The sequence below is a fragment of the Sphingosinicella rhizophila genome, assembly GCF_032378825.1.
In the GTDB taxonomy this organism is placed as follows: domain Bacteria; phylum Pseudomonadota; class Alphaproteobacteria; order Sphingomonadales; family Sphingomonadaceae; genus Allosphingosinicella; species Allosphingosinicella rhizophila.
Map to the genome: position 1 here is coordinate 444,402 of NZ_JAVUPU010000002.1, position 14,908 is coordinate 459,309.

The 14,908-nt window shown below is 61.3% G+C and carries 11 protein-coding genes and 1 tRNA gene; 7 read left to right on the plus strand and 5 right to left on the minus strand.

Annotated elements, in window-relative coordinates; translation table 11 throughout:
- The first annotated feature begins 53 nt into the window (after positions 1 to 53).
- Genes RQX22_RS05195 through RQX22_RS05225 form a run of 7 tightly spaced genes read left to right on the plus strand, consistent with a single transcriptional unit; the run spans position 54 to position 10,491 of the window.
- A complete protein-coding gene (locus tag RQX22_RS05195) occupies positions 54 to 2,705 on the plus strand; it encodes a TonB-dependent receptor (RefSeq protein ID WP_315724302.1) in 2,652 nt (883 codons plus the stop codon).
- Positions 2,706 to 2,734: 29 nt separating this feature from the next.
- Positions 2,735 to 4,369, plus strand: a complete 1,635-nt coding sequence (locus tag RQX22_RS05200; RefSeq protein WP_315724304.1) for a serine hydrolase domain-containing protein — start codon at positions 2,735 to 2,737, stop codon at positions 4,367 to 4,369.
- Positions 4,366 to 5,628 carry a spinster family MFS transporter gene (locus RQX22_RS05205; protein WP_315724306.1) on the plus strand — a complete coding sequence of 421 codons (1,263 nt, stop codon included), beginning with the start codon at positions 4,366 to 4,368 and terminating at the stop codon, positions 5,626 to 5,628. Before RQX22_RS05200 ends, RQX22_RS05205 begins: the two co-directional genes overlap by 4 nt.
- Positions 5,628 to 6,731, plus strand: coding sequence for an aminotransferase class I/II-fold pyridoxal phosphate-dependent enzyme (locus tag RQX22_RS05210; RefSeq protein ID WP_315724308.1), 1,104 nt, complete (start codon positions 5,628 to 5,630; stop codon positions 6,729 to 6,731). Before RQX22_RS05205 ends, RQX22_RS05210 begins: the two co-directional genes overlap by 1 nt.
- Positions 6,731 to 7,900 carry a serine hydrolase domain-containing protein gene (locus RQX22_RS05215; protein ID WP_315724310.1) on the plus strand — a complete coding sequence of 390 codons (1,170 nt, stop codon included), beginning with the start codon at positions 6,731 to 6,733 and terminating at the stop codon, positions 7,898 to 7,900. The genes RQX22_RS05210 and RQX22_RS05215 overlap by 1 nt, the downstream gene beginning before the upstream one ends.
- A gap of 48 nt (positions 7,901 to 7,948) precedes the next feature.
- Positions 7,949 to 9,490, plus strand: a complete 1,542-nt coding sequence (locus RQX22_RS05220; RefSeq protein WP_315724312.1) for a serine hydrolase domain-containing protein — start codon at positions 7,949 to 7,951, stop codon at positions 9,488 to 9,490.
- Positions 9,487 to 10,491, plus strand: a complete 1,005-nt coding sequence (locus tag RQX22_RS05225; RefSeq protein ID WP_315724314.1) for a membrane dipeptidase — start codon at positions 9,487 to 9,489, stop codon at positions 10,489 to 10,491. Before RQX22_RS05220 ends, RQX22_RS05225 begins: the two co-directional genes overlap by 4 nt.
- Positions 10,492 to 10,645: 154 nt before the next feature.
- Here the strand turns inward: RQX22_RS05225 and RQX22_RS05230 are convergent.
- The 5 genes from RQX22_RS05230 to RQX22_RS05250 all read right to left on the minus strand — a co-directional run bounded on the left by RQX22_RS05230 (position 10,646) and on the right by RQX22_RS05250 (position 14,786).
- Positions 10,646 to 10,721 (minus strand) — tRNA-Thr (locus RQX22_RS05230).
- 24 nt (positions 10,722 to 10,745) lie between these two features.
- Positions 10,746 to 11,636 (minus strand): hypothetical protein, encoded by an 891-nt coding sequence (locus RQX22_RS05235; protein WP_315724316.1) that lies wholly within the window; start codon positions 11,634 to 11,636, stop codon positions 10,746 to 10,748.
- A gap of 61 nt (positions 11,637 to 11,697) precedes the next feature.
- Complete coding sequence (locus RQX22_RS05240; protein ID WP_315724318.1) at positions 11,698 to 13,017, minus strand: replication-associated recombination protein A; 1,320 nt, start codon at positions 13,015 to 13,017, stop codon at positions 11,698 to 11,700.
- A 143-nt stretch (positions 13,018 to 13,160) separates the two neighbouring features.
- Positions 13,161 to 13,421 carry a hypothetical protein gene (locus RQX22_RS05245; RefSeq protein WP_315724320.1) on the minus strand — a complete coding sequence of 87 codons (261 nt, stop codon included), beginning with the start codon at positions 13,419 to 13,421 and terminating at the stop codon, positions 13,161 to 13,163.
- 183 nt (positions 13,422 to 13,604) lie between these two features.
- Positions 13,605 to 14,786: a glycosyltransferase family 4 protein gene (locus tag RQX22_RS05250; RefSeq protein WP_315724321.1), complete on the minus strand. Its 1,182-nt coding sequence runs from the start codon at positions 14,784 to 14,786 to the stop codon at positions 13,605 to 13,607.
- Between the last annotated feature and the right edge of the window lie 122 nt (positions 14,787 to 14,908).

Sequence of the window (14,908 nt, forward strand, 5' to 3'; positions counted from 1 at the left end):
GACTCTTCATGGCAGGAGCGCAGAAGCCGCTCCCGGAACCGAGGGGGAGGATCATGACCAACTTTCTTTTGCGCAGTGCTCTCGCGGCATCCACGGCCGTAATATCTACGGCATCGGCCTCTGCCGCAGCCCAGGTCCGGTCGTTCGATGTTGCCGCACAATCGGCCGTCGATGGTATCGCTCTGCTTGGCAAGCAGGCCGATATCCAGATCATATCGATCCGCAAGGACACCAGGGACAAGCGTACCAACGCCGTCCGAGGAAATATGGATATCGATCAGGCGTTGGGGGCGCTGCTGAGCGGGACGGGGCTTTCAGCCCGAAAGATGGGTGCTCGGACTTATTCGGTCTATCGGCTTCACAAGACCAGCGCCCTCGTCAGCAAAGCTCCCCTGGCCGTGGCTCGGGATCGCGTTCAAGCCCAGGAGACTGCGTCTTCGGCAGTCGACTCGGCGTTGGCATCTGCGGAAGTCGGGCAGCGCGAGGCCGATGCTGAGATCGTGGTCACTGCGCGTCGCCGTAGTGAAAGAGTCGACGATGTTCCCATGAGCATCACCGCCATTTCCGGCCAGGATATCGCGCAACGCGGACTGCTTGGATCCGCAGACGCGCTTCGAGGCATTCCCGGCGTCAACCAGATGGAGCATAGCGCCGGCCAATCGATCACGATCAGGGGCATCGAAAGCGCCACGACCGGCCAAAATTTCGGGTCCGGTCCGACGACGGCGACCTATTTTGGCGAAGTGGAGACGACGAGCGCAGCCGGCCTGTACGGCGGTGCCGGCGTCGACTTGAAACTGGTGGATATCCAGCGGATTGAAGTGCTTCGCGGTCCGCAAGGCACGTCGTTCGGCAATGCGTCGATGGGCGGAGCCGTGCGTACCATCCCAAATGCGCCGCTGCTTGCGGAGATCGAGGGTCGTGTGGCCGGATCGCTGTCTTCGATGTCACGCAACGGCGACATCAACTACGTGCTTCAGGGTATGATCAATATTCCTGTCGTCATGGACCGGTTCGCCATTCGCGCTGTCGCCTATGATTATGAGGATAGCGGTTTCGTCGACAATCGTGCGGCGTCCGATCCGGCCTTCATCGCATCCGCAATCATTCCCTTCGGTGCGCAAGCGTCGGCGGCGGACGAGGATCATCTCGGCGGCACCCATGTTACGGGCGGCAGGATCGCGGCCTTGTTCCAGCCGATCGACGATCTGAGGTTCACCGCGACTTATATCACCCAGAAGACTGAGACCGACGGCATCGCTCTGTCGACCCGCCCCGGCTACGTGCAGGCGATTCTCGACATAGCACCCGAACATGGCGGCGGCCCGGCCTTCTTCGACACGAAGATCGATATCTTCACCGCCACTATGGAATATCATATCGATTGGGGCCAATTGGTGGCGACCTATTCGCATGTCGACAGCAAATCAATCTCGGCGATCCCGCTCAGCGCCTATCTCACGCCTTGGCCGCTCTCCCAATATTTCAACAGCGACCATTCGGAGGATGTCGGCGAAATACGCTTCGTTTCCTCGCTCGAAGGCCCGATCAACTTCATCGCCGGCCTTTATCATGGCGATGTGACGGACAATGCCTTTGCCGACAATCGCTGGCATGGCAACGTCACGATGGAGAACGCGATCGGCGTGGTTCCGGGCCCGCGCGGTGTGACCGACGCCGGCGTCTATACGGAAGAGCGGGACCTGACCCAGAAGGCCGCCTATGGCGAGCTGTCGTTCGAGCCGGTCGACGGCCTCACGCTGACGGGGGGCGTCCGCCATTACACTTATGACCGTGATTTCTTGCTCGATGCGGTTGGTGGCTTCTATTCCGCCGCCGGCCAGTTCTCGCAGGAAAAAGGGGGCGCGTCGGGCGAAACCTATCGCCTGAACGCGGCTTATAAGCCGCGCGATAATGTGCTTCTTTATGCCGATTTCTCTCAGGGCTTCCGGCTTGGCCGGCTCCAGGCCGGCCTGCCGGCGGGCGTGTGCGATCTCGACAATGACGGCATCTATGACGGCGACGGCGTCACGAGCATCGCGTCGACTCGACGATTGGAATCCGACAGCGTCGACAATTATGAGATTGGCGGAAAATTCGCCCTCTTCGACCGCAAGGTCCATGTGTCGGCGGACGTCTATCGCGCGGAATGGAAGGGCATTCCGGTGCGTGTGCGAACCCCTGCGCTTTCCGGTCCGTGCGGCGGCGGCTTCGGCTATTTCGCTAATGCGGGCGCCGCCGTGTCGGAAGGCTTCGAGTTCGCCTTGACATGGCAGGTGAGCGACGCAACCCGTATTGATCTTGGCGGATCGCTGACGGATGCGAAGCTGACGGAGGACGTGCCCGCGATCGGAGCGGAAAGCGGCGATCGCCTTCCGGGCGCGCCGAAATATAATGCGAACGCGGGCATCCTGCACAAATATACACTGGCAGGATATGACGCCTCGCTCAGGGTCGACGCCATCTATGTCGGCGCCTTCTATGGTGATCTCGCGCAGTCCGCGAACACCCGTGCCGGCGACTACATCAAGCTGGATTTCAACGCCGGAATTGAGTTTGGCAATCTCGGCGTGGACATCTTCGTCCGCAACATCACCAACGAAGATGCCTTCACTTATCGCGGCGACAGTGCGGCGGCGGACGCTGTCTATGGCTATCGGCTCAGGCCACGCACGATCGGTGTCCAGATGAACTATCGCTTCTAGGCCTGGCGTTCGAACGAAACGATCAAATTATGGCCGAGCAGAAGGCATGCGAGATAGAGCCGGCACGGATCGATGCGATCTTCGCGGCTTTCGACCGATGCGATGGACCAGGCGCCGCAGTGGGCATCTCCGTCCACGGCTGCCCGGCCTATCGCAAGGCGTTCGGTCTTGCCAACGCCGAGTTGCCGATCGCGCTGACAACATCGACAAGGATGCGCATTGCCTCGATGAGCAAGCATTTCGCCTGTCTTGCCTTCATGCTCCTCGTCGAGGATGGTTTGGCGGATGCCGAAGCCGCCATCGGCACTTACCTGCCAGAACTTGCGCCGGCGACGGGATCCGTCACGGCTACGCAGTTGATGGGCCACATCAGCGGCATTCGCGACGTCGTCGATATGGGCTGGCAATTTGGCGGCTGCGGACGACCGGTCACGGCTGATGCATTGCTCGGCATCTATCGTTGGGCGGACGGCGCGAATGCGCCGCCTGGCGAACGCTGGATATACAATAATGGCGGCATCCTGCTTCTCACCCGCGCGATAGAGCGCCTCTGCGGTCTCAGCCTAGAGCAATTCCTCAATCAGCGTATATTCGGGCCGGCCGGCCTCCACGACACCATGTTACGGAGATGGGACACAGACTTCGTGCCGAACAGCGCCGCCTTGCATATGACTGGCGCGTCCGGAGAATATGTCCGTTCCTATCTCGGCATGGAACTCACGGGGGACGCCGGCGTCGTCTCCACGATCGACGACATGCTGCGTTGGCTCGCCCACATGGACAGGCCACGGATCGGGAGCGAGGCGACATGGCGGAAGATGCTTTCGCCCTTGACGCTGAACAATGGCTTTTCGACTAATTACGGCCTCGGCATCGTGACCGAGGTTCATCGCGGTGTCGAACTTCTCTACCATGATGGCGGCGTCATGGGCGGCAGTTCGCGCATGTTGAAGGCCCGCGAATATGACCTCGACATCGTCGTCATAAGCAATTGTCAGGACGCCAATGGTCCGGCCCTTGCGCTCGCGACGCTGGAAGCCTGCTTGCCTGATCTCGACGAGGAGCCGGTCGATCATGGCCAGCGACGAACGGGTATTTTCCTGTCTCCGGACACCGGCCGCGCGCTGCGCCTCTTCACGCGCGACGAGCAGCAATTCGCATTGGTCGATGGCTTCGAAGTGCCGCTCGTGGCGGGCGATAATGGGCTGCTGACGGTCCAGGCGCGCTACAGGATGCTCGGCCTGTCGCTCGAGGTGGAGGGCGCAGACGATCATCCATCCTCGATCCGGCTTCAGGAATTCGGGCATGTCGACACGCTCGTCGCGGTTCCCTCGGGCAATGGCGCGGACGGACGCCAAATCGCTGGACGCTATCGCGCGCGCGAAGTCGGCGCCGAAGCCCAGATCAGTGCCGACGGGGGCGAACCCATACTCGCCGTCACCATGGCATTCGGAACGGAGCATTTCGCGCTCGAACCGCTCACAGACTCCCTCTGGCGCGCTCGGCCGTCGGGCTGGTGGCCACCCGGCGGGATTCTGGCCTTCGAAGAGGGTGGATCGGGATTGTCCTTCCGCTTTACCAGCAGTCGCACGCGCGGCCTTCGTTTCGAGCGGGTCGCCGACGTCGCGGATGGCCTGAGCGGCGAGGCTGGGGCCTGCTCGTGACCGGCCCCGTCTATCGGCGCTACGTGCTGGGCGTCGCGACCACGGTCTATGGACTGAATCTCGTCGATCGCGGGGTCATTCAAATCCTGCTCGAACCTATCAAGCAGGACCTTTCGCTCAGCGACACGCAATTGGGCTTCCTGACCGGCATCGCCTTCGGTTTGTTCTACGCAATTGCCGGAATTCCGATCGCAAGGCTGGCCGATCGCGGTAATCGCGCCACCATCACGTCCGTGGCGATCGGCCTGTGGGCGCTGACTGTCATGTCCGTCGTCTTCGTGACCAACTTCCTGGGGCTTCTTGCGGCCCGCGTCGCGGCTGCGGTGGGCGAAGCCGGGTGCAAACCGCCAACCTATTCCTTGATCGGCGACTATTTTCCCAAGCCCGCCGAACGGACCCGAGCCATGGCAATCTTTTGGCTGGGGGGACCAATCGCTTCGCTCGTCAGCTATGCGCTGGGAGGCTGGCTGAGTGAAATCTATGGCTGGCGCCTCACATTCTTCGTCATGGGGCTTCCAGGCCTGCTGCTCGCCCTGATCGTCTTTACCACGATAAAGGACCCGCGCACCGCCAGGACCGTCGAAGATCGTTCGGATCCAGAGCGGCCCGGAATGTGGGCGGTCTTCCGGCATTTGTGGGTGAGCAAATCATGCCGGAACATCCTGATCGGCCTCACCCTGCTTTTCACCATGTGTTTCGGCATGAACCCCTGGTACGCTTCATTTCTGATCAGAAGCCATGGCATGGAGACGTCCACGATCGGCGTGGCGCTTGGCTTGATCTTCTCGCTGGGCGGCGTCGCCGGCATTCTCTTGGGTGGTTATATCGGCAGCAACCGACTCGCCGATGACGAGCGGGCTCAATTGCGATGGTCGGGCCTCGCGATTGCTTGCGTTATGCCCTTTTTCATCGGTTTCCTGCTGCTGCCCACCAAGCTGCTTGCCTTGGCCGCTCTTGTCCCTCTCCAGATCGTCCTGAACCTCTTTTTCGCTCCCACCTTCGCCCTGTTGCAGCGTCTGGTCCCCGAAAATATGCGGGCAACAAGCCTTTCGATCATCATGCTTTTCGCCAATCTGATCGGCATGGGAGTGGGACCCCAGATGGTCGGCATACTGAGCGACGGACTCAATCCGTCCTTTGGCGTGGACTCCCTTCGCTACGCCATGCTGGCTATGACCATCGTGGCGCTCTGGTCCGGCTATCATTTCTGGGCGGCCGGACGATCCGTTCGATCCGACCTGGTCGAAGTGCGCGGCTGATGGGCAGGATCGAGCCGAGGATCAGCGGAGCGCCGGTCGGCGCGACGATCATTCTTGATGGTCGGGTCTACAGCAATTTTGGCGGGTCCTCCTATCTCGGCCTGTCGGGACATCCTGAGCTTGTGGACGCTGGCGTGCGCGCCTTGATCGCGACCGGCGGCGGCTATCAGTTTCCGCGAAATCATGGAATCGCGACCCGGCCCCATCTGGATGTCGAGCACGAAGCAGCTCGTTTCTTCGGCAGCGAGGATGCATTCTATTTCGCCGCCGGCTATTATTTCGGGTCGCTCGCCATCGAAGCGACAGCTTCGCAATTTTCCGCGATATTCTACGACGAATGGTCCCACTTCTCATTGAGAGAAGCGATCGCGGCTTCAACCCTTCCCGGCCATGCCTTCCGGCACCTCGATGCGGGACATCTGGTCGAGCTTCTCCGCGACAAGCTCAAGGCCGGCGAACGGCCGTTGATCGTCACCGACGGGCTTTATTCGACATTGGGTGAAATCGCGCCGCTTGCCGATCTTGCGGCCCTCGCGGCATCTCATGACGGCCGGCTGATCGTCGATGAATCCCACTCGTTCGGCATATTGGGAGAGACGGGACGCGGCGCGGTGGAGGAGCATCGCCTCGAACGCGAATCCTTCATTCACGGAGGATCGACCGGCAAGGCCTTTGGCGCGGTCGGTGGTCTCATACCCGCATCCACCCAGCTGGTGGATGCCTTCCGCCTTACCTCCATCGGCCGGGGTGCCGCGTGCGGCCTGCCGGCGGCGGCGGCCATGTGCGCGGCGAGCCTAAGGCATCTGCGCCAAAGCCCCGCCTTGCTGGCCGGCCTTCGCCAGAATGTCCGTTATCTGAAGTCGCGCCTCCGGGAGATCGGCATCTCTGTCGATGACAATGTCGTGCCCATCGCAACGTTCAGCACAGGCAGTCGGCAAGGCAATGAAGCGGTGCGGTCGCGATTGCTTGAGGCCGGGATCCTTATCTTTCACTCTCATTATATTGGGGCCGGCGATGCTGGCATGCTCCGATGCGCGGTATTTGCCGACCACAGCTTCGAGCAGATCGATACGCTTGCCCGTCTCCTATCTGAAACCCTCTGATGATGTTCGAAAAGTCCCGTTCGATAAAAAGCTTCACCTTGGAGCCGAACCGCGATCTTTCGGTCCTTGCCAACAACAAAGCCCGCTGGACGAACCCAGGCGAGCGCCGCCATGGCCTTCACAATCTGCATCGTGTCGCCCGTTACGTGATGTCGTTCCGCTCGGCGGACGTCTGGAAGCTCTTCCCTTCCGCCAGGATAGGCCTGGCAAGCTTGCCCACGGTGCGGCTCATGACGTCGCTGCCCTGCTTCTCGGCAATGGTCGTGCTGCAAGGCGACGAAATTCTCTTCGAGGATTATGCTCGCGACTTTTCGCCCGACAGCCATCACAGCATTCAATCCATTACCAAGACGATGATGAATCTGGTGATCGGTCGGTTGGTGGAGGAGGGCGCGATCGACCTTTCAAGATCGGTTCGGGATTATCTTCCGGAAATAGGCTCCGGCTATGCCGACGCCACGGTCCAGCAGGTTTTGAACATGGACGTCGTCAACGAATATTCTGAGGATTTCAGCAACCCTTCCGCCACTTATTATGCGCACGAGGAAGCGATGGGTTGGCGATTGCCGGCTGATCGAGCGCATGAGGACACGCAGCGGGCGTTCGTTGCTCGCCTCACCAGCACCGATACCCGCAACATGAGCGGATATATGCAGTATAAGGATGCCAACACCGATATCCTGGGCTGGGTTGCCGAACGTGCGACGGGGAGGTCATTGCGCAGCTTCCTTGCGGACATCGTCGACGCCGCGGGCCTGGAACATCCCATGCATATCACCACCGACCGCGAAGGCTTCCCCACCTTAGACGGTGGCGCCTGCCTGACACCGCGCGACCTTGCTCGCTATTTCTCCATCTTTGCCCGCTTGGGACTGGGCGTCGATGGACGACCTATTGGAAGCGCTTCGTTCCTGGACCGGACACTGGCGGACGGCATTCCGATCGCGCCGCCCAGAGACCATCAACGCTACAGCAATCACCTCGCCATTTATGGCCGTTCGGTCGGGCACAGCGGCTGGGGCGGCCAATATGCGCTGGCCAATCCCGCCACTGGCATCGTTGCCGTCTTTCTAAGCGCGATCGAAGACGCGCATGGCGCCGACCGCGCTTATCTGAACAAAGTAAGCGCGATGCTCGAGGAAATCGTCGAATTGAACGAGCAGCCATGATTCTGCTCTCGTCAGCTCTGAATCATGCGAACGCCCGAGCAACCCGCCATGTCTGACGGGATCTGGGAGGCGTCTCTATCCACTTATATTGAGCAGGTTCGCGAAGCCTGGCGGACTGTGGGCGTCGCCGTTGCGGTCGTTCGGGGAGAGGAGTTGATCTATGGGCGCGGTTTTGGGCGCCGCCGACGCGACGACGCCGCCGAAGTCGATGTCGACACGTTGTTCCAAGTTGGATCGACGACCAAGGCCTTCACCGCAAGCGCCATCGGAATGCTCGTCGATGAAGGAATGCTCGCCTGGGACGACCGTATCGTCGACCATCTTCCGGAGTTGAAGCTGAAGGATCCATGGCTCACGCGCCATCTGACTGTCCGGGACGTGCTGACGCATCGGGCGGGACTGTCCATCGCACTTCTGCCTTATCTGGCGGTGATCGACTCCAATTCGGCCCTCGACCAGCTTCGATACGCCGACGCGAACGGGAGATTTCGTGACTGCTTCGAATATGACAATCTTCTCTATGCCCTGGCAGGCAAACTCGTGGAGGCGGTCTCAAGCTGCTCTTGGTCGAATTTCACGCGGATGCGGCTGTTAGAGCCGCTAAATATGACGCGAACCCGTACGAGCCCTTACGATATTTGGGCGCGCGACCGCATAATACCCACTTTTCTGGGATGTCCTCTTGGCGAACCGCCTCCGCTGAGCGAAGCGAGGATCGCGAATGTGGCCATGCCTCATTTTGCCGAGAGCGAAGGGTGCGCGACGCTTCTTTCTTGGGGCAGCTATGACAATGAGGCTCCTGCCGGATCGATGGTCTCAAGCGCGGCCGACATGGCTAAATGGCTTTCCCTTAATTTGCGGAAAGGCCGTGTTGGCACCCAGCAACTGATTGATACTCGGACCATCCAGGAGCTTCACAGGGTTCAGAATCCGCATGGGAAGCTAGAGGAATGCTTCTTTGGGGAAACGAGCGATGGATATACGCTTGGATGGTGGCGGGCCAGGTACCGTCAGCGTGTTCATTTGGAACATGGCGGCGGAATGATCGGCTTTCCAGCCTATGTTTGCCTGGTTCCAGAGGAGGATCTGGGGATAGTCGTTTTGTCCAATACCGGATTGGGTCCGGGCAGAATGCTGTCTCGCCGCTACCTTTTTCACAAGGCGGTGGCTTATTGGATTATCGATCGGCTGCTCGGCGACCAGGTTCATGATTGGTCATCCGCGCTGATTGCTCACGCTCGCGAAGCCGATCAGGCTGCGCATTGCGAGGAAATTGAGCTGAGCAGGGACCGGAATCCGAAACCTGCCTCATGTCTTCCCTTCTCTGCTTATACCGGTCACTTTGGCGATATGTCTGGATCGACCGGCCGGATCGCGATTGATCTGGAGGCAGGATCCTTAGGTCTGAGCTTTGCCGGCGAAGGTGCCTTTCACGCCCGGCTCGTTCCTTGGCAGGGTAACACGCACCGTCTCCAAATGGCGCCCCCGGTAGCCAATATCCTGGGACCCCAATTCGCGACGTTCCAAGTGGAAGATGGAGGCCAGGTCAACGAACTTGCCGTCTTCGGTTCGAGGTATCGACGGCTATGACCGGTGCACCCTGGCAGAGGCTGCATGACTCCGCGATCGTGATCGACGCCGTCTGCCCGCTCGCCAGCGATCCCGACTATCTCGAATGGTATCGCCAAGGCGGCGTGACCGCGCTCGCGCCGACCATCGGAAGCACGGAGGGAAAGGGGGAGACACTTACCAGGCTTGCACCCTGGCACAGGCTCTTGCGGGAGCGCGACGACCTTCTGCTCATCCGGACGGCATCCGACATCGGCGTGGCCAAGGCCACCGGCCGGCTGGGTATCTATTTTCATTTCCAGGGAACCGACCCGATCGAGGACGATCTCGATCTGATAGATTTGTATAAAAGTCTGGGCGTGGGGATGATTCAGCTCGCCTATAACAGGCGAAATCGGGTTGGAGACGGCTGCGAGGAAAGCAGTGATGCCGGGTTGAGCCGGTTTGGATGCAAATTGGTGGAGCGCCTCAACGCGGCCCGTATCATCGTCGATTGCAGCCACACGGGTCAAAGGACGGCGATGCAGGCAGTGGAGCGTTCCGCCGCTCCTGTCGTACTTTCGCATTCCAATGTGGCTGCAATCCATGCCACGCCCCGTAACGTCTCATGGGATCTGATCGACGCCATTGCGCAGAGCGGGGGTGTGATCGGCGTGGTCGCCTTTCCGGGACTGGTGGCTGCTGATCCGAGACCTTCGATCGACCAGCTTATCGTCCACATCGATGCGCTTGTCGGACGTGTAGGGGTCGATCACGTCGGACTAGGCCTCGATTATTATTCGATGCAGGCGGGGGTGGCTTCGGATGATGACGCCCTTGCGACATATGAGCAAGCGCTGTGCGAAGGCATCTGGACATCGGCCTATCCGAAGCCCCCGCATCATTATCCCCAAGGCATGGAGATACCGTCCAAACTTTCCGAATTGACGCGCCAGCTGTCTCTGCATGGCTATACCGAAAAGGAAATAAGAAAGATCCTCGGAGAGAATTGGTTGAGGATCATGAAGATGGTTTGGGGATAGGCTCGGCTCCGTCAATTCCTCACCGAATTTCGCAGTCTCGCACATGGACGAACGAGCGGTTCGAAAGCGCTGTGGCCGGTTTCGGCGCGAGGTCGTCACCCATGTCCCAGGTACGTTGTGTTACCTATGTGTCCAGGCTGGACAACTGGAGCTCTGGTGCCGGGTGTCGGACTCGAACCGACGACCTACTGATTACAAATCAGTTGCTCTACCAGCTGAGCTAACCCGGCACGTGGAACTATTTCTCCCATGCGTCAGCTTATGCCGAAGGTCCAGCCCTCGCTGCGGGCGATTTTTCGCGTCAGCGCCTTTGGTCGCCAGTAACGCGGATCTTCGGCGATCGCGCGAAGCCCGGCGGACGCGATCAGGGCGTCCGTGGCATGATCGTCCGGCTCGCGCGCGAGTTCGGCCGGGCGGCTGCCCAGCGCGTCCAACGCCCGGTTCAGCACCTCCCGGCTTCGCACCTTGCCGCCCTTGAGGCCCGCCAGCAGGATGAAGACGCGGGTATAGATTTCGACGACGAGGCTTCCTTCGGCCGGGACCGGATCCATCGGCCAGACGGGCAGCTTGCCGTTCAGCCGATGGAGCAGCCGCATTCCGGCATAGCTGGCTTTGGCGACCTGGGAGGCACCGATCGCATCATAGACGGTCGAAGCCTTGCCGCCGCCGATGGCGTTGAACGCATGCTCGCAGACCCGGTGATGGAGGAAATCCGCCTTCACGCCGTCGCTTGCGCCGAAATAGAAATGTCTGCGGTGGTGCTTTTCCAGGAAGCTGGCGGCGCCGAGATCCTCATCGTCGCAAAGTCGATCGACATAGGCCCAGAAGTCCTTGGCATTGTCGGGCGGATCCTTCTCTCCGGGCAGATAGGCACCACGCTCCATGATAGGCGGCGCATGGCTGAAGTCGAAGCCGTACAGGGTCGGAACCTCCTTCGACGTCTCGACCAGCCAAGCCAGTACCCCCGTCCGGGACCAGGGCCTTTCCGGCTCGATCAGCCGGGGTGCTGCCTCGCCGCTGTCGCAGATGGCGACCGCGATATTTCTGTGGCGCGATCCCTTGGCCCCGGACCAGTCGATCGCCGCGAAGCGCCTGAAGTGGCCGGGTGCATCGCCGTTGCGGATGACAGGGGGTTTGGCGTGCATGCACAACTACTTAGCTGGGTATCCAGTGTCCGCAAGGCTGGCCCCGCCTGCGGAACTGCTTTCATGTCCCGCGCAGCTGCGTCCGTTGTTCCTCCCACCAGGCGATCCGCTCGGCGATCCGTTTCTCCAGTCCCCGGTCGGTGGGCGTGTAGAATGTCTGCGGCTCCATCTCCTCGGGCCAGTAATTGTCGCCCGAAAAGCCTTCCGGAGCATCATGGTCGTAACGATAATCCTTGCCATAGCCGATCTGCTTCATCAGCTTCGTGGGGGCGTTCAGGATATTCCTCGGCGGCATCAGCGACCCCGTGTCCCGGGCCGAGCGCCAAGCGGCCTTCTGGGCCCGGTAGGCGGCATTCGACTTGGGTGCAGTCGCGCAATAGAGGCAGGCTTGGACGATGGCGAGCTCGCCTTCCGGCGAGCCCAGAAATTCATAGGCGTCCTTCGCCGCCAGGCATTGCACCAGGGCCTGCGGGTCGGCGAGACCGATATCCTCCGAGGCGAAGCGGACGATTCGCCGCAGCACGTAGAGAGGTTCCTCGCCGGCGACGAGCATCCGCGCCAGATAATATAGGCTGGCCTGCGGATCGGATCCGCGCATCGCCTTGTGAAGCGCGGAAATGAGGTTGTAATGGCCTTCCCGGTCCTTGTCGTAGACCGGCATGCGCCGGTGGAGCAGGGCGGACAGGCCGGCCGGGTCGAGAGGCTCTTTCAGCGTCACCGAGAATAAGGTTTCCGCTTGGTTGAGGAGAAAGCGCCCGTCGCCGTCGGCCGTGGCAATCAAGGCCTCCCGGGCCGGCGAGGTCAGCGGCAATGGCCGCCCGACCAGGGCCTCCGCCCGTTCGAGCAGCTGGCCGAGCGCAATCCCGTCGAGCCGGTTGAGGATCAGCACCTGCGCGCGCGACAGCAAGGCGGCATTGAGCTCGAAGGAGGGATTTTCGGTGGTTGCGCCGACCAGGACGACCGTGCCGTCCTCGACATAAGGGAGGAAACCGTCCTGCTGCGCGCGATTGAAGCGATGGATCTCATCGACGAACAAAAGGGTCTGCCTGCCGATCCGCCGGTGTTCCCGGGCCTCCGCGAACACCTTCTTGAGGTCGGCGACCCCGGAAAAGACCGCCGAAATCGCCACGAACCGCATGCCCACCGCCTCCGCAAGCAGTCTGGCGATGGTGGTCTTGCCGGTTCCCGGCGGCCCCCACAGGATGATCGAGGCGAGCTTGCCCGCCGCCACCATCCTTCCGATCGCGCCATCGGCGCCTGTCAGATGGTCCTGACCCACCACGTCCACCAGGACCTGGGGGCGCAAGCGGTCAGCCAGCGGCGCATCGTCGGCCGGCGCAGCGGGGGCGGCGGGGGGATCGTCGGGGAAAAGGTCGCTCACGGGGACTGGTCTAGCCGATCGGGCATGGCCCGTCAGCCGTTCGCTTTCGTGCGCGAGCAGATAGTGGCGCTCCGAGAGATACGCCCCGGAGCGCCAGGATCGCGGAAAAGGGAGCTTCGCGATCTATCGAATGATGAACTCTATTACTGCTGGTTAACCTGGACGTCCGCGTCGTCGATCGCGTCCTCCTTGGCTTCGCCTTCCTCGCGGATTGCCTGGGCATTGTCCTCGACCATATCGGCGGCGACTTCGTTCGACATATTGTCGGCCTGGTCCTCCATCACGTCCGCGACGGCATCGGCATTGTCGGCGATATTGTCGCCAAGCGAATCGTCGCCCTGTCCACCGCAGGCAGCCAAGGCCATCAGGCCGGCACCAAGCGCGGCTTTGAGAATCAGCTTCATATTTCTACCCCTCTGTAGTGACTCTAATAAAGGACGCCCCAGCGATTGGGGCTGAGGCGTCCGGGGGAACCCCGCGTGACCAATTTGGGGCTCTTCCGTGACACTGAACCGACCGCGAATGATTATGTTCCGCAAAAGCAACGATCTTCGATTCCCCAGATGCCGCCAAAGAAGGGCCGATTCTCATGGCACCGGACTGGTCCCGGGCAATCTCGCGCCCTCGGCTCTCTGCCGGATGATACGCAGATAGGAATCGACCAGACTGCTATTCACCTGGTCCCACCCGTAATTCTTGCTCACTTCCGCGCCGGCCGCGCCGGCCGCGCGCCGTGCGTCCGCATTGTCGCAATATTGGGCCAGGGCATCGGCAAAGGCGCCGATCGCCCCGGCTCTGATCAGGCGCCCGGTCACGCCGTCCGTGACCAGGCTCTGGCTGCCGGTGGCAATGGCGGCGACGACCGGCAGCCCCGCCGCCATCGCCTCCAGGGTCACATTGCCGAACGTCTCCGTCACTGACGGATTGAACAGCATATCCATCGACGCGACGGCCCGGCCCAGATCCATTCCTTCCTGGAATCCGACGAAAACGGCATCCGGCAGGCGGCGCTCGAACCAGAGGCGCGCCGGCCCCTCTCCGACCACCAGTACCTTGTGACGGACCTTCGCCTGCGCCAGCTTGTCGATACTGTCTGAAAAGACGTCGAGACCCTTTTCCATGACGAGGCGTCCGACGAAGCCGATGACGGGGATATCGTCCTCGATCCGCCACTGCCGGCGCCACGTTATGTCGCGTCGTCCGGGATTGAAGATCTCGCGGTCGATGCCGCGGGTCCAGATGCCGACATCATAGTTCATACGCTGCTCGCGTAGCAGCTGGGCCATCGACTCCGATGGCGCGAAAATGGCGTCGCAGCGGCGATAGAAGCGTCTCAGGCCGGCGAGTAACAGCGGCTCCAGGAAGGCAAGGCCATAATAACGGGGATAGGTTTCGAACCGGGTATGGACCGATGCCACCGCCGGTACATCCATGCGGCGGGCGAGGGTGACCGCGCGGTGCCCCAGCAGCTCCGGGCTGGCGATATGAAATATGTTCGGCTGAAAGGCGCGGATGTCCTTCTTTGCGCGTGGCGACAGCAGGACGGGCGCGCGATATTCGGATCTGCCCGGGATCGGCACGGACGGTATGTCGACGATATCGGCGTTGCCGGCGATGGCCGGATGTTCGACCGTCGGTGAATAGACGCGGACCGCGGCGCCGTGCCGCAGCAGATAGCCGACCAGGCGATTGAGCGCCTGGTTGGCGCCGTCGCGGACATAATTGTAATTGCCGCTGAACATAGCGATGCGAAGGCCGGTCACGTCCATCGGCACCGGATAACGAAGTCGCGGTAAAAGGCCAATGCCGGTCGTTTCGGCGTCAATCCCTGCGGCGGTGCAAGATGATCCGGATCGTTGCCCGCGCGGGCAGGATCACCAGCGCCAGGAGC

Coding starts and splice junctions, on each gene's coding strand:
- RQX22_RS05215 (WP_315724310.1), top strand. CDS start 6,731: ATGATGTTCGAAAAGTCCCGTTCGATAAAAAGCTTCACCTTGGAGCCG.
- RQX22_RS05210 (WP_315724308.1), top strand. CDS start 5,628: ATGGGCAGGATCGAGCCGAGGATCAGCGGAGCGCCGGTCGGCGCGACG.
- RQX22_RS05220 (WP_315724312.1), top strand. CDS start 7,949: ATGTCTGACGGGATCTGGGAGGCGTCTCTATCCACTTATATTGAGCAG.
- RQX22_RS05195 (WP_315724302.1), top strand. CDS start 54: ATGACCAACTTTCTTTTGCGCAGTGCTCTCGCGGCATCCACGGCCGTA.
- RQX22_RS05235 (WP_315724316.1), bottom strand. CDS start 11,636: ATGCACGCCAAACCCCCTGTCATCCGCAACGGCGATGCACCCGGCCAC.
- RQX22_RS05245 (WP_315724320.1), bottom strand. CDS start 13,421: ATGAAGCTGATTCTCAAAGCCGCGCTTGGTGCCGGCCTGATGGCCTTG.
- RQX22_RS05250 (WP_315724321.1), bottom strand. CDS start 14,786: ATGGACGTGACCGGCCTTCGCATCGCTATGTTCAGCGGCAATTACAAT.
- RQX22_RS05225 (WP_315724314.1), top strand. CDS start 9,487: ATGACCGGTGCACCCTGGCAGAGGCTGCATGACTCCGCGATCGTGATC.
- RQX22_RS05200 (WP_315724304.1), top strand. CDS start 2,735: ATGGCCGAGCAGAAGGCATGCGAGATAGAGCCGGCACGGATCGATGCG.